The sequence below is a fragment of the Nocardia sp. NPDC004568 genome (assembly GCF_040609955.1).
Taxonomy (GTDB): domain Bacteria; phylum Actinomycetota; class Actinomycetes; order Mycobacteriales; family Mycobacteriaceae; genus Nocardia.
Map to the genome: position 1 here is coordinate 39,440 of NZ_JBEXLL010000042.1, position 19,399 is coordinate 58,838.

The following is a 19,399-nucleotide window of genomic DNA, read 5'->3' on the forward strand; positions in this document are numbered from 1 at the left end:
CGCAACTCCCTCGACCGCGTACCCGTCGTCTGTACCGACGGCTGCCCGCGCGGGCTACTGCCATCCCGGCCGCACCAGGCCGGATTCGTAGGCGATGACGACCAGTTGGGTCCGGTCCCGGGCGCCCAACTTCAGCAGGATGCGGCTCACATGGGTGCGGGCGGTGGCCGGGCTCAGGTACAGCCGCCCGGCGATCTCGGCATTGGTGAGTCCCTCGGCGACCAGTGTCATCACATCGCGTTCCCGGTCGGTGAGTTCGGCGAGGTCCGCGCCCGACGCCGGTTGTTTGGCGTGCGAGGCGAATTGGGCCACCAGCCGCCGGGTGACGCCGGGGGAGAGCAGGGCGTCGCCGGCGGCCACCACCCGGATCGCGCGCAGCAGGTCGGCGGGTTCGGTGTGTTTGACCAGGAACCCGGTCGCGCCGGAACGCAGCGCCTCGAATACGTACTCGTCGAGTTCGAAGGTGGTCAGGATGACCACTCTGACGCCGGCGAGGCCGGGCTCGCCGGCGATGGTCCGGGTGGCCCCCAGCCCGTCCAGGATCGGCATCCGGATATCCATCAGCACCACATCGGGGATCAACTGCCGGGTCAGCCGGACGGCTTCTTCGCCGTTGTCGGCCTCGCCGACGACCTCGATATCGTCCTGGGCGTCGAGGAGGGCGACGAATCCGGCGCGCACCAGTGCCTGATCGTCGGCGACCAGCACACGGGTGAGCCCGCCGGTCTCGTCTGCCGGCGAATCGCCGCGCGCTGTCGTCATCGAGATTCCTCCTGTACGTATGTCACCGGGAGACGGGCATCGACCCGGAATCCGCTATCCGGTCGCGGTCCGGCCACCACCTCGCCGCCGAGCGCCGCGGCGCGCTCCATCATTCCGGCGATGCCGGTGCCGCCGGTACCGCCGTCGGCATGCGAGGTGACCCGCTGCGGTGCAGTGTTGTCGACCGTGATCCGAAGGTGTTCGGGCGCGTACCGCACACACACGACTGCGGCGGCGCCGGGGGCGTGCCGCAGCACATTGGTCAGCGACTCCCGGATGATCCGGGCCGCGGCCACATCGACGACACTGGGCAGTCGGCGGCCCGCGCCGGTGATCTCGGTGCGCACCTCGAGTCCGGCGGCTCTGGCGCCCGCCACCACCCGGTCCAGATCGGCCAGGCCGGCGACCGGGGCCGTCGGTGCGGTGACGGGTCCGGTACCGGCTCGGATGGAATGCAGCAGCGCATGCACTTCGCCGAGGGCGTCCCGGCTGGCGGTCTTGATGGCAGCCAGCGCGGTCGCGGCCTGCTCCGGCTTCTTCTCGAAGAGCTCCAGCGCCACCGACGACTGGACGTTGATCACCGAAAGGCTGTGGGCCAGTACATCGTGCAGTTCGCGGGCGATGGCCAGCCGCTCCTCGGTGGCGCGTCGCTCCCGCTGCGCCTCCACGCGTTCGTGTTCGGCGAGTTCATTGCGCTCGGCGGCCTCGGCGCGCTGGCGCCGCGCTTCCAGGACGGCCTCTCGCTGCCGGAGTCCCTCGGCGATCGAGAGCAGCATCGCCAGCCAGGCCGCCACCCCGAAGATCTGCCACCAGTTCGTGGGGTGCCCGAGTACGTCCGGCAGTGGCCACACCAACAGCAGGTAACCGACCGGGACGACCGGATAGGTGTACCGGCGCGGCCGGGTCGTCGCGGCCGTGAGGAAGCCGATGATCAGCGAGAGGAAGATCGGGCCGTAACCGAAGCCCAGCGCGGTGTACCCGGCCGCCGCCAGCAGCGTCACCATGAACACCGGCAGCGGATACCGGCGCCGCAGCACCAGCGCCACCGGGCCGATGAGCAGCAGGACATAGCCGAGTGCGTCCAGAGTCTGCTGGCCGTTGGCGAGATTGGCACCGCGACCGCCGACGAGCTGGATGACCGCGATGCCCACCGCTATCGCGACATCCCACCGGGAAACGCGCACCGGCCCCGGTATCGCGCTCATCGTTGCCTCACCATATGGGCAACCTAACGTGGTCCGGCGCCCGTGTCGTCCGCCGCGGCGCGTAGTCGAACAGTCGCCTCGCGGCGGATGTGCGCGGGTCGGCCGCGGCGGATGCTCGAGTCATGACACATTCGATCGTGGTCACCGAGAAGTTGACCAAGAGGTACGGCGAGCACACCGCCGTCGATGCCGTCGGAATGCGCGTCGACGCCGGCGAGATCTACGGTTTCCTCGGCCCCAACGGGGCAGGCAAGACCACCACTCTGCGGATGCTGGTCGGGCTGATCCGACCCAGTTCGGGATCGGCGAAGGTACTCGGGCGTTCGCCCGGCGACCCGGCGACCGCGCGTCGCGTCGGGGTGCTGATCGAGGGCCCGGGCTTCTACCCGTACCTGTCCGGCCGGGACAACCTGCGGACATTGGCCCGCTATCGTGGCCTGGGCGAGGGCGCAGTGGCCGAGGCGCTGGACCGTGTCGGTCTGGCCGACCGCGCCGGTGACAAGTTCCGCACCTATTCGCTGGGTATGAAGCAGCGGCTCGGTGTCGGCGCCGCCCTGCTCGGCCGGCCGGATCTGCTGGTCCTGGACGAGCCCACGAACGGGCTCGACCCCGCGGGGATGGCGGATATGCGGCAGTTGATCATCGATCTCGCCGCCGACGGGCACACCGTCCTGCTGTCCAGCCACATGCTCAGCGAGGTGCAGGAGATCTGTGACCGGGTCGGGGTGATCTCCGACGGGCGGCTGCTGGCCGAGTCCACGGTCGCCGAATTGCGCGGCGGATCGTCACTGGTATTGCGGGCCGACCCGCTCGACCGGGCATTCTCCGCAGTGCGCGGGGTGGTCGGGGAGCGTTCCGCGCTGGTGACCGCCGGTGGTATCCGGATCGAGGCCGGCCCGGAGCGGGCTCCGGCCATCGCCCGCGCGGTGGTCGAGTCCGGTGCCGACCTGCTCGAACTGCGTAGTGACGAAAAGTCCCTGGAGGACGTCTTCTTCGAGATCACGGAGCACATGCGATGAACCCCACGACTGCCATCGACCGGACCGATGCGAAATACGCCGGCACACACAATGACACGCGGAATCGAGGGGTGCTGGGCGATCTCCTGGCGTGCACGAGGGCGGAACTGCTGCGGCTGCGCAAGTGGCCGGCGTTCTGGATCATCCTCGGCAGCTGGATTCTGCTGAACCTGACCTTCGCCTACCTGTTCAACTATCTCGCCTACGTGACCGGCGACTCCAACGGTATGTCCGACAGTGCGCCGCGGGAGGTACTGCTGCGGCAGCTGCTCCCCGCCGCGGTCCCGGAGGTGTTCACCCAGGGCATGGCGCTGTTCGGTGGGGCGCTGATGCTGATCCTCGGCGCGCTGGTGATCGGCAGCGGGTACGGCTGGGGCACCTGGAAGACCGCGTTCACCCAGGGCCCGGCGCGGACGAAGGCGATCGGCGGGGTCTTCGTCTCACTGACACTCGTGGTGGTCGCCCTGGTGCTGACCGCCTTCGCGGTGGACCTCGCGGTGGCGGCGCTGATCGCGCTGACCGAAGCACAGTCCACCGCGCTGCCCACACTCGGTGACGCCCTGATAGGAGTCGTCTCCGGGACGGCCATCCTGGGTATGTGGACGCTGGCCGGCGTGCTGATCGGCGCCGTCGCCCGTGGTCCGGCCCTTGCGGTCGGGCTGGGCCTGGTCTGGGTGCTGGTGGTGGAGAACCTGTTGCGCGGGGTCGCGGCCGTCTTCGATCCCATCCGCCCGCTCACCGATTACCTGCCCGGCACAGCCGCCGGTTCGCTGGCGGGGTCGATGCGCACGGTCGACGGCCCGGCGACGCCGGGGGTCCTCGATGTCCTCTCGCGGGGCGAGTCGTTCGCGGTGCTCGGGGCATACCTCGTCGTCTTCGCCGGAACCACTCTCTGGTTGATCCGCCGGCGCGATCTGGTTTGAAACCATCGCATGCCGCGGGACAGCGCGACCGATCCGAGTACTTCGGGTCGGTCGTTCGCTGCTGTGGCAGCCGATTTCGTCCGGCGGGGAGAAGGCATTGCCCAGGACGGAAATGGTAGCTACTGTCATAAAACAGTAGCTACCATTTTCGAGAGGCTGTCATGTCGACCCTGCTGTATCGGATCGGGCGGTTCGGTTTTCGCGCTCGACGACTCGTACTCCTGCTCTGGGTACTGCTCGTGGCCGTCCTGGGGGTGGGCGCCGCCACCCTGGCCTCCCCGTCCGCGACGTCCTTCAGCCTGCCCGGCACGCAATCCCAGGAAGCCTTCGATCTGCTGGCGGAGCGGTTCGCCGAGATGCCCCTGGACGGCGGGTCCGCCCAGATCGTGTTCGTCGCCGAGAACGGCACGGTGACCGATCCCGCGCTGCGCCGGCAGATCACCGAGGTGGTCGACCGGGTCGCGGGTGCAGCCGAGGTGGCGGCGGTGCGCAACCCGTTGGACAGCGGCCTGATCTCGCCGGATCAGCGCATCGCCGTCGCCGAGGTGACCTACGCGGTGTCCTTCGAGGCAGTACGTGACTCCAGTCGCCAGGAACTCATGGATCTGGTCGAACGCAGCGGTTCGGCCGACCTGCGGGTCGCGGTGGGCGGCGACGTGATGGAGCTGATGCCGGATGTGAGCACGGAACTCCTCGGATTGCTCATCGCCGCGGTGGTTCTCGTGGTCACGCTGGGGTCGCTGGTCGCCGCGGGGATGTCGTTGGTCACCGGGCTGACCGGGGTCGCGGTCGGCCTGCTGGGGATTCTCGCGGCCACCGCTTTTCTCGACCTCGGCGTCACGACCCCGATCCTCGCGCTCATGCTCGGTCTCGCCGTCGGCATCGACTACGCGCTGTTCATCGTGTCCCGCTACACCCATGAGCTGACCCGCACCCCCGACCTCGAGGAGGCGATCGGCCGGGCGGCGGGCACCGCCGGATCCGCCGTTCTCTTCGCCGGCCTGACCGTGGTGATCGCGCTCCTCGGACTCGGCGTCGTGGGGATCGGCCTGCTCACCGAAATGGGAGTCGCGGCCGCGGTGACCGTGGTCGTCGCCGTGCTGGTGGCCCTCACCCTGCTGCCGGCACTGCTCGGGTTCGCCGGGCGGCGGGTGTTGCCGCGCGGTCGGCGCCGGCAATCGACCGAAAGCGCCGCGCTCGCCGCAGCGGGCCGGCGCACTCTCGCGCAGCGCTGGGCGATGCTGACCACCCGCCGGCCGGTGGCGACATTGATTGTCGCGCTCCTCGGACTCGGTGTCCTGACACTGCCGGCGCTGGACCTGCGCCTCGGTGTCCCGGACCAGGGGACCTATCCCGAGCATTCGACACAGCGCCAGGCCTACGACGCGGTGGCGGAAGGGTTCGGCCCGGGGTTCAACGGACCGCTGCTGGTGGTCGTCGACCTCGCGGACGCGCCACAGCCCGAGGACGCCGCGCGGCGGGTGCACGCGGCCCTGGCCGGAACCGAAGGGGTCGCCATGGCCGCACCGCCGGAATTCAACCCGGCCGGTGATACGGCCATCATCGGGGTGGTTCCGGGGAGTGGACCCGACAGCGAACAGACCGAGCAACTGGTTCAGCGGCTGCGCGGCGGTATCGCCGACAGCGTCGCCGGTTTCGGCGCCCGGATCGCGGTCACCGGAACCGCCGCCGTCATCATCGATTTCAGCGACCGGATGGCGGACGCCCTGTGGATCTACCTCCTGGTGGTGGTCGGTCTGTCGTTCCTGCTGCTGATGACGGTGTTCCGCTCGATCGTCGTACCGCTGAAGGCCACGGTCGGTTTCCTGCTCACCGTGGCGGCGACCTTCGGTGTCCTGGTGGCCACGTTCCAATGGGGTCATCTGGAGTGGCTGGGAATCCGCGACACCGATGTCGTGGTGAGCATGCTGCCGATCTTCATCATCGGCGTCGTCTTCGGGCTTGCCATGGACTACGAGGTGTTCCTGGTGACCCGGATGCGGGAAGAGTACGTCCACGGCGCCTCGGCCGCCTCGGCGGTCCGCGCCGGTTTCGGTCACGGCGCGCGCGTGGTGTCCGCGGCCGCGATCATCATGGTGAGTGTGTTCGCCGGGTTCGCCACCGGCGAGGCGAGCGATATCGTGCAGATCGGTGTCGCGCTGGCGGCGGCAGTCGCGATCGACGCCTTCGTGGTGCGGATGACCATCGTCCCGGCGGTACTCGCCCTCGTCGGCGACAAGGCCTGGTGGCTGCCGCGTCGGCTGGATCGGATACTGCCGAATCCGGACGTCGAAGGCGAGAAGCTGCGCACGGCGGCGGGCCCGCCGCCCCACCGCGTTGTCCAGCCGGCGGAAGGTTCGGCAGGATGAAGCCATGAGCACCGGTGGGCTGCGAGAACTCAAGAAGAAGCGGACGCGTGAAGCCATCCAGGATCACGCACTGCGCCTCTACCGGGAGAAGGGGTACGCCAACACCACGCTCGAGGAGGTGGCCGCGGCCGCCGAGGTATCACCGAGCACGCTGTTCCGCTATTTCCCGACCAAACCGGACACGGTGCTCTTCGACCGTGTGGACCCCCTCTTCCTGGACAAGTTCCTCGCCGAACCCGCCGAACTCTCTCCCCTGGAAGCCGGCCGCAATGCGCTGCTCGCCGTGCTCGCCAACACCGAACAGGACCTGGCCGCGCTGGAGACCACCCGGATGAAACTCATCGCCACCGTGCCGGAACTCCGTGCTGCCGTGGCACAGAAAGTAGAGACGGATCTGCCGCAGTTCATCGAGGCCGTTGCCCGCCGCACCGGCCGGGAGCCGGACGATCGCCGGGTCCGGTACTGGAGCGGCGCGGTGGCGGGTGTCGCGCTGATGGCCTATCTGCGAGCCATCGAGAGCGGCGAGGACATCTACGCCGTGGTCGACGAGGCATTGGAATTCCTCGCGAACGGAATGCCGCTCTGAGAGAGAGCGTTCGGGTCGAGCCACCGTCCCGGACCCCCGGGTTCCGGACCATCGGCCCCCAGGACCCGGCCCCGGCAATCCCGGCCCCGGGGCCGGCGCCCCGAATCCCGGACCCGTGGACCCCGGACCTCGGGCGCCCCGAACTCCGAAACCCGGACTCGCACCCCTGATCGGACCCCTGGCGTCTCGGACCCCTGGAGCCGAGCGGCCCATAACCGAACAGGACCGCCCGGCGTACACCGATCAGGTGGTCCGCCGGAGAAGCACCCGATCGGCGTACGGGGTGTGGCGCCGCTACCCGAACGCGCGCCCCTGCTCCTTGTCCAGCGCGGTCTCGGTCTTGTTCTTCAGTACGAAGAGGTAGACGATCAGCGAGATACCGATGACGATCGTCACGTACCCGATGAACCACGGCACCTGTCCGCCGTTCTTCGCGGCCTGATAGATCATCGGCGCGGTGCCGCCGAACACCGAATTGGCCAGGGCGTATCCGACACCGACTCCCAGGGCCCGGATGTGCGAGGGGAACAGTTCGGCCTTGACGATGGCGTTGATCGACGTATAGCCGGTGAGCAGCACGTAGCCGACGCAGGTCACCACCAGTGTCGCCGCCACCGAGGTGGCGTCCTGGAGGAAGGTGATGAGGAACCAGGTGTAGAGGACACCGCCGATGCCGAAGAACACCAGGACGGGTTTGCGGCCCACCTTGTCGCTGACCAGTCCGCCGACCGGCTGCAACAGCATGAGGAAGATCAGTCCGGTGAGGTTGATCCAGGTGGCCGTCATCCCGTGGCCGTCGAACGCGGTCTTGACCATGGCCGGGGCGTTCACGCTGTAGGTGTAGAACGCCAGCGTGCCACCCATGGTGACCAGGAAGCACACCAGCAGCGGCCGCCAGTACTGCGCCAGCAGTACGCGCAGGGAGCCCGATTCGGAATCCTCGCCCCGCCGCACCGCTTCGAGCTGTTCGGTGGTCAGCGATTCGTCCATGCTCCGGCGCAGCCAGAACACCACGATCGCGGCCACACCCCCGATGAAGAAGGCGATCCGCCAGCCGGAATCGGAGATCTCCTGCTTGTCCATGAACACCTGCAGCACCAGCAGCGTGAGCTGGGCCAGGACATGGCCACCGATGAGGGTCACGTACTGGAAGGAGGAGAAGAAACCGCGGCGTTCCCGGGTGGCCGCCTCGGACATATAGGTGGCCGACGCGCCGTACTCGCCGCCGGTCGCGAAGCCCTGCACCAGCCGGCACAGGATCAGGATCACGGCCGCGCCCACACCGATCGTCTCGCGTCCCGGCACGAGCGCGATCACCAGCGAACACGCTGCCATCAGCGAGACACTGAAGGTGAGCGCCGCGCGCCGGCCGCGCCGGTCGGCGTAGCGGCCGAAGAACCACGAGCCGACCGGACGCATGAGGAACGTGACAGCGAAGATCGCGTACACGTAGACGGTGGAGTTCTTGTCCGCGGAGTCGAAGAAGTGGCTTTCGAAGTACGAGGCGAACACCGTGTAGACGTAGACGTCGTACCACTCGACGAGGTTGCCCGACGATCCGCGCAGCGTGTTCCAGACCGCGCGGCGGGTCGCCGCCCGCGAGGACATCGATTCGGTGGCCGGTGCCCGCCCGTCGGGGGCGGCCGGATCCGAGGTCGTGGTTTCGGACATAAGTGATCCCTCTCGTTCACCCGTACTCGGAGTGCGCGGGACCGGAATCCCGCACGGCTCCGCACTCAGTGTGCAGGTAGGGCGCACGGCCCGGAGGCGGGGCCGGAAAATTCTTCCGGTCGGTGAAAGAAGTCGGCGGCCCGTGGGCACCCCGGTGCGGGCAGCCGGTCGAGCAATACGCGGTTCCCGCACACGCTCCCGGATCACCACAGCGATGAGTTCAGCGGCCGAATATCTCCGCGGCCGCTTCGAGCAGCTGCCGACGCACCCCATTGCGGCGCATGCGTGGAGTAGGGCGGGTTACCGATGCGCGCCGCCTGGGCATCGATATAACCCCGCTACGATACCGATCGGTATCGAATGTCCTACCGAGAGTTCCGTACCAATCGCCACAGCGACGTAACCTCGGACCGCCGGGCCGCGTGGAGTGGATCGGTCGTGTCCGCGGCCCGGGGATGCCGCGGCGTAGTGTCGTGACGGCCCGCCACGCGGAGACCGGCCGCGGCGATGCGGGCGAGAAGTTCCTCACGCCTTCGCAATCCGAGCCGCTCGGCGAGATCCGATAGGACCAGCCACGCCTCACCGGACGCGGTGAGATGGTCTTGGAGGCCGTCCAGGAAGCGGTGGAGCATATCGGATCCGCGATCGTAGACGCCCAGCTCCAGGGCGGAGGTCGGCTCCGCCGGGAGCCACGGCGGGTTGCACACTATCAGATCGGCTCGCCCGCTCGGCCACAGGTCGGCCTCGGAGATCCGCACGCGGGCGGTGAGGCCGAGGCGGGCCATGTTCGCACGTGCGCAGCTGACGGCGCGGGGGTTGATATCGGTGGCCACCACCCGGGCACCCCGGCGGGCGAGGACGGCGGCCAGCACTCCGGTGCCGGTACCGAGATCGAACACCAGCGGCTGGTCGGCGCCCGCCGGAAAGGGCGCGCGGTGGACCAGATCGATATACTCGCCGCGAACGGGGGAGAAGACGCCGTAGTCCGGATGGATGCGCGCGCCCAGTACCGGAATGTCGACCCCTCGACGATGCCACTGGTAGGCGCTGAGGACACCGAGGAGTTCGGGCAGCGAGACACAGATCCGCTCGTGCGGCGGATCCGCGGTGGGCACGCCGTACGCGTGGTCGCAGGCCGGCCGGACGTCCGGTGCGCGCCGCAACAGCAGCGAGTGGTCGCCTTCCAGCACGACGAGCACCCGGCCGAGCAGTTCGGCGCGCGCGGCGCGTGCGGCGCGGTGATCGTGGAAGAGCGCGGCCGGGTCGCTGCCGGAACGCGCGGCGCGCGGAGCCCGTTGCCGGCGGCGCTCCACGGCCTGCACGAGCTGGCGGGCATTGTGGAAATCGCCGCGCCAGAGCAGACCCGTGCCCGCCTTCGCCAGGCTGTAAGCGGCCCGGGCGGTGATGCGGTCGTCCACGACGACAACGTGTTCGGGCGGGGGTGCGCCGTTCTCGGAATGCCATCGGGCGAGAAGAGACGATCCGTGCTCGGTCCAACCTATCGTGGACATGACGTACTCCTGAGGGAACGAAGGTACCTGCGGGCGGCAACGCTCCGACCCGGGAGTGCGGCAGAATCAGTCGCTGATCAGTACGATGACCGGCCGGACCGCGCCCACGTCGAAGCGGGGAAGCGGCGATCGCCCCAACACCATGCCCATGATCACGGTCGATTCCTCTCATCCGTCATCCCAGCATCGCACAGATCCGCTGCCGCACCACAGTCGGTCGGGCTCGCGGGATCGTCGTGACCGCGCACCTCGCGAATATCACCCCACAGTGCGAGCCGACCCCGTACGGTGGGCTTACCGGCGTCGAGATTTCCGTCGATAGCGTCGGTTCGACGACATCGCTCCACTGTCCCGCACCGAGCAGTAGCCGCTGGATCACCGATCGACATCGACCGGACAGCGCCGGTAGCGGGCGGGCGGCCCCGAACCCGACTCCCAAGGAATTGTTATGACGACACCGGCTCTGATTCCGGGATCACCACCACGGGCGGCGCGGCGCGGCGACCGCGGTGACTACGCCCGCCTACTGCGCCGGATCTCCGACGCGGGACTGATGAACCGGCGGCCCGCCTACTACGCCGTCCGGCTCGGCCTGGTCGGGTTCGCTTTCGTGGCCGGTTGGGCGGCGTTCGTCGTGATCGGTGATTCGTGGTGGACGCTCGCGGTGGCGGCGTTCATGGCCGTGATCTGCGCTCAGGTCGCCCTTGTCATGCACGATGTCGCGCACCGCCAGGTGTTCCGGCTCCGGCGGCCGACGGAGCTCATGGGCCGCATCGTCGGCAATGCGGGCATAGGTCTGGGCTACGGCTGGTGGCAGGACAAGCACACCCGGCATCACGCCAACCCGAACCACGAGGAACTCGACCCCGATGTCGCGCCCGACATCTTGGTCTGGTCACAACGGCAGGCGCGTGCCAGCCGCGGACTGCCCCGCCTCATCGGCAGGGCGCAGGCGTACCTGTTCTTCCCGCTACTGCTTCTGGAGGGCCTCAACCTCCATATGGCGGGTATCCGAGCCCTCGGCAATCGCTCGGTCGGGCACCGCGGGGTGGAAGGCGCGCTGCTCATCGGCCACTTCGCCGCCTATCTGGCCGCGGTGTTCGCGGTACTGCCCGCCGACAAGGCTGTCGTGTTCATCGTCGTCCACAAAGCCCTGTTCGGCCTGTACATGGGCAGTATCTTCGCTCCGAACCACAAGGGTATGCCGACCCTCACCGGTGACGACCGCCCGGACTATCTGCGCCGGCAGGTGCTGACCTCCCGCAATGTCCGGGGTGGCGTCCTGACCGATATCGCGCTCGGCGGGCTCAACTATCAGATCGAACACCATCTGTTCCCGAGTATGCCGACACCGAATCTTCCTCGTGCACAACGGATCGTACGCGCCTATTGCGCCGAGATCGGTGTGCCCTACCACGAGACCGGGCTGATCACGTCGTACCGGGAGGCGCTGAACCATTTGTACCGCGTCGGCGCACCACTGCGCGCCGACGACTGACAGACCCCGGCCTCGCATACATTCGCCGGTCGGCTCGAGCCGTCTGCTGCTCGGATCATCGGTGTCGTATCACTGCCGGGCGCGGTGCGAGCCGGCGCAAGGCGCGGTGATGGGCCAGCGGCCGGCCGCCGCCACGGCGCGATCCACCCACGCCGCCGGGCTCGATTGCCGCCGGCGCGAAGCAACCGGGCGCCGACAGTAGTCCAGGTCCGAATTCCCATAGTTGAGGGGTCGGCCGCGATTCGGTCAGTATGGTTTGGTCGTCAACCAGGGGAAAGCTATGTCGATCGGCTACTGCAGGCGAGGTGGGATCGCGCCGCGCTGCGCCCTTCGCAAGCACGACAGTACGCTCGGTATCCCGGGCGGAGCGGCACGACGAGAGAACAGCGGTATCAGTACAGGAAGTGTTGATATGAGCGGTGTTTCGCGCGGTGACGGTACGGTGCGAGGTTCAGCTGTCGGATCGAACGAGATCGGTGTCGGCCACGGTGGGGTGCCCTGTTGCTTGTATGAGGAAGTAACACGGCCGAAGTGCCTTTTCCGAGGTGGGGCGTCCGGCTGATGAGTGCCTCGTGTCGAAATTGAACGATATCGCGCGAGCGACATTCGGACGGCTGGACCCTGCGCTCCACCGGCTCGCGTCGGGGTGGTCACGTCGTACGCGCGCCACCGCGGACCAAGAACGTCGGGGAGCCGCAACGGTTGCGGGCGCCGACAACCCGGCTCGGCGAACAGGACTCGACGACGGCCTGCCCCCGGCCGATGCGAGTCCGGCGCACAGGGCGATCATCGACCTCACCCGGGAGTTCACGCTTCGGTCCCGGCTTCGGGAGCTGGAGCGACGACGGTGGACACTCGCAATGCGGTTGGAGGAGAGACCGGGATCGCGGGGGCTCACGACGAGGCTCGAGCGGGCCGAGCGAGAACATTCGGAGATCACCGACTCGCTGAACAGGCTCATTGAACGTCGGCTCGCCTGGGATGGGCAGGTTTGGGTGCCTAACCACAGCGAGCGCGATATCGCGGAATTGCGAGGCGCGCAGAACAGGGTGCACGAGGAAAGATGCAGCCTGGAGGAACTGAGGACACGGCGAGAGGAACTCAGGACACGACGGGCCGAGGTGCGAAGACAACGACAACGGGAGTGGAACGACACCGCGCCGGACGGCACCGCCGACCGGAACGATGTGCCGGCCCAGCCGCGCTGGTCGGTCCTGGAAACCCGTTACAGCTACTGGGAAGCAAGGACGCTGCGCGATCTGTCCGGGGCGCGGAACAACGCCCATTGGATGGCCGAAGAACTGGCGAATGAACGGCAACGGGTGGCGCGGGAGATCCAGGAGTTGGAGCGCGACGTGACGAAGGAACAGGCACGCCTGGATTCGGCACGGGAGAGGGCGCACGGCCAGGCGCTGGCGGAGGAGCGGGCACGCGTGGAGAGAGAGGCGCGGGAACAAGCACGTCTCGAAGAGGAGCGCCAGCGCCGCTTGGACGAGGAGGCGCGGGAACAGGCACGGGTGGAGCGGGAGCGCCTGGTCAGGGAGGCAGAGGAACAGGCGCCCCAGGACAGCGAGGCGAACCGGACGAGTGCGCGGGGAACACGGGACGAAGTGGTGGCCATGCACGAGCCGGGTCTCCCCGACCGCAATCGTGCCGGTGCGGATCCGGATGCCGGTAGACGTGGAAGTGCGCCGGATGCCGGCAGACCTGCGGATTCGGAAGCCGCTGGGCGCGCGAGGTCGTCGGACGCCGACAGTGGTTCGAATGCTGGTAGGCGTGGGGACGGTTCGGATGCGGGGTCCGGCAGTGGTTCGGGTGCCGGGTCCGGCAGTGGTTCGGGTGCCGGGTCCGGGAGTGGTTCGGGTGCCGCCCGGACCCGCCAGGCGGTCGGCGCCTTTGCCGGCGGCGCAGTCGCCGTGGGGGCTGGTCTGTACGCCTGGGATACTTTCGTGGACTCGGAATCCAGTGCGAGTTCGGAGGGATCCAGTTCGGAGGGTTCGGCTTCGGATCCGGATTCGGAGACCTCCGGGAGTATGGATTCGGGTTCGGAGAGCAGTAGGTCGGATTCCCAGGCCGCTGCTGCGGCTCCGAGCTCGGGTTCGCCGGCCGCCGTCGCGGCTCCGGGTTCAACTCCGCAGGTTGCTGCCGCGGCTCCGAGTTCCCGAGCTGCGGCCTCGAATCCCGGGTCGTGGGCCGCCGTGGCGGCTCCGGGTCCCACGGGGCCCGCCGGAACAGGTTCCCTCGATCCTGGCCTCGGTTCCGAGGGTGGTATCGCCCCGGACATCGGTTCCGGCAGCGACTCGTCGGACGACTCGGCGGCGGAAATCCCCCGCGCGCACGACAACGCGTCTCCGAGCCCTGTCGGGAACCAGCCGTCCGCCGCGGTCCCCGCCGGCGGCGGGCAACAATTCGACCCGTCCGGCCTCATGCTTCCCTTGATGATGTCGAATCTTCAGGATCCCGGCTTCACCGAGCCCGACTCGGACGTGGACCGGGAAGACGACCGCGACAGGCACGAAGATTCCGGTCCGCAGCGGGGGAGTCCGCCACCTACTTCGCAGCCCGCGCCACAAGCGGCGGCGACACCGCCGGTCCAGCAATTGCCGGGCGAGGCGGCGGAGGCCGATCCTGGACCGTCGGACGAGACGAACGCACCGCAGACGGTGGCTCCGTCCGGCGAGAAGGCGCGAGACGAGGACGGACGCATCCCCTACACCCATACCGCTGACGGTGTCACCGAGCGGGTGTGGCCGAGTGTCGCCCAGGCGTACGAAACGGCATACGGCAACAAGGAAAGTACCGATGGGAAAGCCGCTTACGCCGGTACGGACGCCGAATGGCTCGACGAGAAAGCCTTGGAACCGGTCGAACCGAACGATCTGGCGAGCGGCGATCTCATCACCTTCGACAACGGCTCGGGCCTGGTACGTGTGCAACGTAAGGAAGGCGATCCGGAAGGGGGCGTCGTGGATGTCATCATCAAGGGCGAGTTGACCCCGATCGCGGATGTGATGGCCGATGGCGCCGGTGAACTCGGTCGGTTCGCCGGTTTCCGACGTCCGCCCGGTATCGAACCGCCCGGGCCCGCGGAGGCGAGCACCGGTGTGGCCGGTCCCGGTTCGCCGAGTGACGAGTCCGGTGACGCGACCATGCCCGTCTGACCGGCGCAAGGCGCTGCCCCCGCGGTCGCAGCGCGTCGATCGGCCCGCCCGGCGCGCATCCGGCGACCGGCGACGCCCGCTCGGCCGGCCCGGTGCGGCGCTACCGAGTTCGCGGCGCACACCGCCGCTGATCAGCCCGGTCATCGAGAACTCGGGCCCGGTGAGCGACGTCGAACCGGGCAGTGCGCTGCGGGAAGTGGCCGCGATCTCGGGTCCGTGGGGTCGACAACCCGGCCTCGTGACAGTGCCCCCGCGCGATGGGACGGCGGGGTCGTGCGGCCGCCGTGTCGTGCGAAAGGGGAATACCGCGGGTGGGCGGCCGAGGTTCAGGCCGCGGACCGGCGCACCGAAGGGCTTCGCGGTCGGACCTGTCCCGAGGTGGTCGTAGTGCTCGGACGGACGGCGAGAGGCGCACTGGTGATCCGCGGCCTCCCGCCGTCCCCATCGAGTGTCATCTACTCGCCGGCGACGGCATCCATCACCGGATCCGACCGTGCTCCAGCCGGATCAGTAATAGGAACCGGAGAGCATGCCCAGCATGTTCAGCAGCAGGATGTATTTCAAAAAGCCAGGCATATCGATCTTTCTCGGTTGTCGGTCCTGGTCATCGAACGGTATCCGCGTACGGAGTACTGCCGAATCCCACGCGCCGCGGTGAAATGCGTGCGCTACTACGTCTTTCGCCCGCCGATGCGTTTTCGTTACATTGCCCGCCCCCGAACCGCTGTCCGCGCGGCCGGGCCGGCCCGCGGCAGCCGGTCGCACCGGCCCGAGACGCCGGCACGACCGGGATCCGGACCGCCGCCCGCCCTGTGCCGACGGTCGCCGGGACCCTACAGCGGCAGCAGGTGGTGCTTGCGCGGGTAGCGGATGACCTTCTTGTCGCGGAGCAGGTGCAGGGCCCGCCGGAGTTCCAGGCGGGTGGCCGAGGGCTCGATCACACTGTCGATATAGCCGCGCTCGGCCGCGATCCACGGGGTCGCGACGGTCGCGTTGTAGAAGTCGATCATCTGCTGCCGGAGTGCCGCGCGCTGATCTTCGGGGGTCGCGTCGAGGACCTTGCGCTGAGTCAGGCCCACCGCGCTCTCGGCACCCATCACGGCGATACGCGCGGTGGGCCAGGCCAGGTAGATATCGCAGCCGAGAGCTTTGGCGCCCATGACCGCCCAGCCGCCGCCGTAGGCCTTGCGGACCACCACGGTCACCTTGGGGACAGTCGCCTCCACGTAGGCGAAGAGGAACCGGCCGCCGCGCTTGATGACGCCCACTTTCTCCTGTTCCACACCGGGCAGGAAGCCGGGGGTGTCGACCACCAGCACCAGCGGGATCTCGAAGGCGTTGCAGATGTGGATGAAATGCGCGGCCTTGTCCCCGGCCTTCGCGTCGAGCGCACCCGCCAGCACGGTCGGCTGGTTGGCGACCACACCCACCGGGTGACCGTCGACGCGGGCGAAACCGGTGATCAGGTTCTGGGTGGCGGCCGCGCCGATCTCGTGGAACTCACCGTCGTCGAAGATGCGCAACAGCACGTCGTGCATATCGTAGACCGCGTTGTCCGAGTCGGGAACCAGCGTGTTCAGGCTCAGATCGGATTCGGTGACCTTCGGCTCCAGCCCGGGGTTCACGATCGGCGGCAACTCGACAGCGCTGGACGGCAGGTAGCTCAGGTAATTGCGGACCCACGCGAAGGCGGCCGCCTCGTCCTCGGCCACATGATGGATATTGCCGTAGGCGGCCTGGTTGTAGGCGCCGCCCAGCTCCTCCATGTCCACCTTTTCACCGATGGCGTCCTCGATGATCTTGGGCCCGGTGACGAACATGTGCGCGCTCTTCGTGGCGACCACGACATCGGTGCAGATCGGCTGGTAGACCGCGCCGGCCGCGCAGTTGCCCAGGATGAGCGAGACCATGGGTACCGCACCGGAGAGCGGTTCCATCTTGGTGGCCAGCTCGCCGTACCAGCGCAGCGACGTCACGGCCTCCTGGACGCGCGCACCGCCGGAATCGTTGATACCGATCAGCGGGCAGCCCATCCGCCCGGCCAGATCCATGATCGCGGCGACCTTGCGGCCGAACATCTCGCCGATGCTGCCGCCGTACACGGTCTGATCATGGGAGAACACGGCGACCGGCCGGCCGTCCACCAGCCCCCGTCCGGTCACCACCCCGTCGCCGTAGAGGGCGTCCTTGTCCGCAGGATTCCGCACGAGCGCACCGATCTCCACGAAGGTGCCCGGATCCAGCAGCATCTCGATGCGGTCGCGAGCGGACGGAATGCCCTTACGCGCGCGTTTGGCGGCCCCCGCCTCGCCGGCCGGCTCCTGCGCGAGCTCCAGCTTCTTACGCAGGTCGGCCAGTTTTTCGGCGGTAGAGATCATCGAGCCCATCCCCATTTCTCAGCAGGAAATACCGCGCCGTGATCGGCGGGCGGATGTCACCGTACCCGGACTCGCGGGCGTCCGGGTTTGTGAGCTCTCACCGTCTGCCGTTCGCGTCGTTCGATCGAGTGGCGCCGCTCCGGTTACGCCGCCACGCCGACCATCGGAAAACGGACCAAAACTTCTCTCTCCCCAACCTCAGGCCCCACCACCGGGGGCACCAGCGTGACCATCACGGGCACGGGTTTCGCCGGCCCCACCACTGTCCGCTTCGGCGCGACCGCCACCACCTTCACCCTCGATTCCCCCACCCGGATCACGGCCATCGCCCCCGGCGGTTCGGCCGGTGCCGCGCAGGTCACCGTCACCACGGCGCGGGGGTCGCTCCGGCCTCGGGCCCGGCCGCCGGAGGAAACAACGTCACCCTCACCGGTACCGGTTTCACCGGCCCGCTGACGGTGCGGTTCGGTAATACCGCGACTGTGTTCACGGTCGACTCCGGTACCCGGATCACCGCGGTCGCCCCCGCCGGATCCGTGGGTACGGTGCAGGCCACCGTCACGGGCTCGGGCGGAACCAGTAACGGACTCGGCTACACCTATATGTGACATCTGAGGGACCGGATCGTCGGCAGTTCGCGGTCGGCGGCCCGGCCTCGCCGTGGTCGGACCAGCGGTGCTCGAGTCTCCGGCACAGTGGACGGAGACTGCAGGGGTAAAGGGGGTTTCGATGGCCACTGTGCTGAAGGTCCTGTTGACCGAACGGCACCTGAAGAACCATCCGGACTTCTTGGCCGCGTACGACCGGTGCGCGGCCCGGCTCGACCCGCCCATCCCACCGGGCCACGGGCCGGCGAAAGCCCAGTACTACCAGTGGCTTTCCGGCCGGATGATCGGACTGCCCCGCGACTATCACTGCCGCGTACTGGAGAAGATGTTCCCGGGCTGGACGGTCGAAGGGTTGTTCCAGATCGCCAGCTCGTCGCCGGGCCCCGGCCGGCCCTACCCCGCGGACGCCGCCGACGTCGACGTCGTTCTCGAGGCCTTCTTCGGCGCCGAGACGGTCACCGGCGAAGCGCTTCTCGTGCACCCGTCGTTCGCGCTGACCGACCCGGTGGACGACGGCCGGCCGGCGGGTTTCGCGCGCCGGCATCTTTTCGGCACGAAGGACGGCGCCCCCGGGCCCCGGCGGGCCCCGGAAACGCGCGTCGTGCTGGAGAGTGACCTCCGAGGTCTGCTGTATGTATTCGATCTGCTCCGGCGGCACACCCGTTTTCCGATCCGGATACGGGGCGATCGTGAAGTCGTCGCCCTCGACGACCGCCCCTTCATCAGCTTCGGGCTGGGCGGGAACGACTGTGTCCGCAGATACGCCGAAACCGCCGAGCGCCCGCTGTTCACCGTCGTCGACAGGGGGACCGGGGACGGTTTCTCCCCGCGGCGCGTGGAGCTGCGCGACGGACGTCGCTTCGACGCGCACGGCGCCGCCGATATCGGCATCATCGCGCGGGTGCGACCGAGCCCCGACCTGCACCCCGGTCGGTACTGGGTGTACTGCGGCGGCCTGGGCCGGCGCGGCACCGCGGGCGCGGGCCGGTACCTCGCCGACAATTGGCGCCCGCTACAGCGCAGTGTCGGCGACCACGACTTCGTGGCGGTCGTCGGTCTCGACAAGCACTCCGACGGGGCGAAGGGCATGGAACACCTGCTGATCGATTCGGCCGAGTAGCTCGCCGCCGAACCGGACTCTCGGGGGGGGGTGTCCCTATGTTTCTTGTCAAGCCGCGGGTCGAGGTTGTGTCCGGTGAGGGTTCGGGTGGAGCCTTCGGTCGGTAGCGTGGGCTGAGTGGTGTCGAAGGCTGATCGGCAGGCTGCCCGGGATCGTGTGGCGGCGTATCACGAAGAGCAGCTCGGTGAGCTGGTCGAGCACGTCGGCCGGGCATTGGACCGGTTCCGTGCCGGCGAGTTGGACGCGTTCGAGGTCGACGCGGTGATCCACCAATACCATCGGGCGGCTCAGCGGTTGTGGACGTTTTGTAGCCAGTCCGGTGTGCAGGTGGAAGCCATCGCGCATCTCATCGAAGACATGGTCGGCGGGGGTGAGGTGATCGATTGGTGGCAGCGCGGTATGTCGGTCAGGGCCCTGCGCGCCCGGGGGCTGGACGATTGATCGGTGTTGGGCAGTTTCCGGCGATCAGGCCGCCGGTGCTGGAATGCGGTAAGGCTGTTTGTTGCCGAGCATGGCGTAGAGGACGTCGCAGCGCCGCCGGGCCAGGCAGATGAGGGCGGCGTTGTGCTTCTTGCCCTCGGCTCTCTT

The 19,399-nt window shown here is 68.5% G+C and carries 14 protein-coding genes and 2 pseudogenes; 10 read left to right on the top strand and 6 right to left on the bottom strand.

What is annotated here, in order from left to right; translation table 11 throughout:
- Positions 1-54 precede the first annotated feature (54 nt).
- Together ABZV91_RS19415 and ABZV91_RS19420 are read right to left on the bottom strand one after the other, a co-directional pair.
- On the bottom strand, positions 55-762 hold the full coding sequence (locus tag ABZV91_RS19415) for a response regulator transcription factor (RefSeq protein WP_355243340.1): 708 nt from the start codon (positions 760-762) through the stop codon (positions 55-57).
- The gene (locus ABZV91_RS19420; RefSeq protein WP_355243341.1) at positions 759-1,967 is read right to left on the bottom strand and encodes a histidine kinase; all 1,209 of its coding nucleotides are present in this window, start codon (positions 1,965-1,967) and stop codon (positions 759-761) included. The genes ABZV91_RS19415 and ABZV91_RS19420 overlap by 4 nt, the downstream gene beginning before the upstream one ends.
- A gap of 122 nt (positions 1,968-2,089) precedes the next feature.
- Between ABZV91_RS19420 and ABZV91_RS19425 the strand changes: the two genes are divergently transcribed.
- The 4 genes from ABZV91_RS19425 to ABZV91_RS19440 all read left to right on the top strand — a co-directional run bounded on the left by ABZV91_RS19425 (position 2,090) and on the right by ABZV91_RS19440 (position 6,864).
- Positions 2,090-2,986: an ABC transporter ATP-binding protein gene (locus ABZV91_RS19425; protein ID WP_355243344.1), complete on the top strand. Its 897-nt coding sequence runs from the start codon at positions 2,090-2,092 to the stop codon at positions 2,984-2,986.
- Positions 2,983-3,909 (top strand): ABC transporter permease, encoded by a 927-nt coding sequence (locus tag ABZV91_RS19430; RefSeq protein WP_355243347.1) that lies wholly within the window; start codon positions 2,983-2,985, stop codon positions 3,907-3,909. The genes ABZV91_RS19425 and ABZV91_RS19430 overlap by 4 nt, the downstream gene beginning before the upstream one ends.
- Positions 3,910-4,070: 161 nt before the next feature.
- The gene (locus ABZV91_RS19435) at positions 4,071-6,278 is read left to right on the top strand and encodes an MMPL family transporter (protein ID WP_355243350.1); all 2,208 of its coding nucleotides are present in this window, start codon (positions 4,071-4,073) and stop codon (positions 6,276-6,278) included.
- 4 nt (positions 6,279-6,282) lie between these two features.
- Positions 6,283-6,864, top strand: coding sequence for a TetR family transcriptional regulator (locus ABZV91_RS19440; RefSeq protein ID WP_355243353.1), 582 nt, complete (start codon positions 6,283-6,285; stop codon positions 6,862-6,864).
- Positions 6,865-7,158: 294 nt separating this feature from the next.
- Here ABZV91_RS19440 and ABZV91_RS19445 read toward each other — a convergent pair whose 3' ends face one another.
- Both ABZV91_RS19445 and ABZV91_RS19450 read right to left on the bottom strand, forming a co-directional pair.
- Entirely contained in the window at positions 7,159-8,472 is a 1,314-nt protein-coding gene (locus ABZV91_RS19445) for an MFS transporter (protein ID WP_355243376.1), read from the bottom strand.
- Positions 8,473-8,900: 428 nt separating this feature from the next.
- Positions 8,901-10,046: a class I SAM-dependent methyltransferase gene (locus ABZV91_RS19450; RefSeq protein WP_355243355.1), complete on the bottom strand. Its 1,146-nt coding sequence runs from the start codon at positions 10,044-10,046 to the stop codon at positions 8,901-8,903.
- Positions 10,047-10,494: 448 nt separating this feature from the next.
- On the opposite strand from ABZV91_RS19450, the gene ABZV91_RS19455 reads away from it, so the two are divergent.
- The gene (locus ABZV91_RS19455; protein WP_355243358.1) at positions 10,495-11,544 is read left to right on the top strand and encodes an acyl-CoA desaturase; all 1,050 of its coding nucleotides are present in this window, start codon (positions 10,495-10,497) and stop codon (positions 11,542-11,544) included.
- A gap of 2,438 nt (positions 11,545-13,982) precedes the next feature.
- On the top strand, positions 13,983-14,705 hold the full coding sequence (locus ABZV91_RS19460; RefSeq protein WP_355243361.1) for a hypothetical protein: 723 nt from the start codon (positions 13,983-13,985) through the stop codon (positions 14,703-14,705).
- Positions 14,706-15,538: 833 nt separating this feature from the next.
- On the opposite strand, the gene ABZV91_RS19465 is transcribed toward ABZV91_RS19460, so the two are convergent.
- Positions 15,539-17,083 (bottom strand): acyl-CoA carboxylase subunit beta, encoded by a 1,545-nt coding sequence (locus ABZV91_RS19465; RefSeq protein WP_355243364.1) that lies wholly within the window; start codon positions 17,081-17,083, stop codon positions 15,539-15,541.
- 162 nt (positions 17,084-17,245) lie between these two features.
- On the opposite strand from ABZV91_RS19465, the gene ABZV91_RS19470 reads away from it, so the two are divergent.
- The 4 genes and pseudogenes from ABZV91_RS19470 to ABZV91_RS19485 all read left to right on the top strand — a co-directional run bounded on the left by ABZV91_RS19470 (position 17,246) and on the right by ABZV91_RS19485 (position 19,252).
- A complete protein-coding gene (locus tag ABZV91_RS19470; RefSeq protein WP_355243379.1) occupies positions 17,246-17,539 on the top strand; it encodes an IPT/TIG domain-containing protein in 294 nt (97 codons plus the stop codon).
- Positions 17,524-17,691: pseudogene (locus ABZV91_RS19475) on the top strand (IPT/TIG domain-containing protein); the annotation flags it as partial. The gene ABZV91_RS19470 and the pseudogene ABZV91_RS19475, both read left to right, overlap by 16 nt.
- Positions 17,692-17,812: 121 nt before the next feature.
- Entirely contained in the window at positions 17,813-18,811 is a 999-nt protein-coding gene (locus tag ABZV91_RS19480; protein WP_355243367.1) for a hypothetical protein, read from the top strand.
- 117 nt (positions 18,812-18,928) lie between these two features.
- The gene (locus ABZV91_RS19485) at positions 18,929-19,252 is read left to right on the top strand and encodes a hypothetical protein (RefSeq protein WP_355243370.1); all 324 of its coding nucleotides are present in this window, start codon (positions 18,929-18,931) and stop codon (positions 19,250-19,252) included.
- Between the two features lie 24 nt (positions 19,253-19,276).
- Here the strand turns inward: ABZV91_RS19485 and ABZV91_RS19490 are convergent.
- A pseudogene (locus ABZV91_RS19490) lies at positions 19,277-19,399 on the bottom strand (IS110 family transposase); the annotation flags it as partial.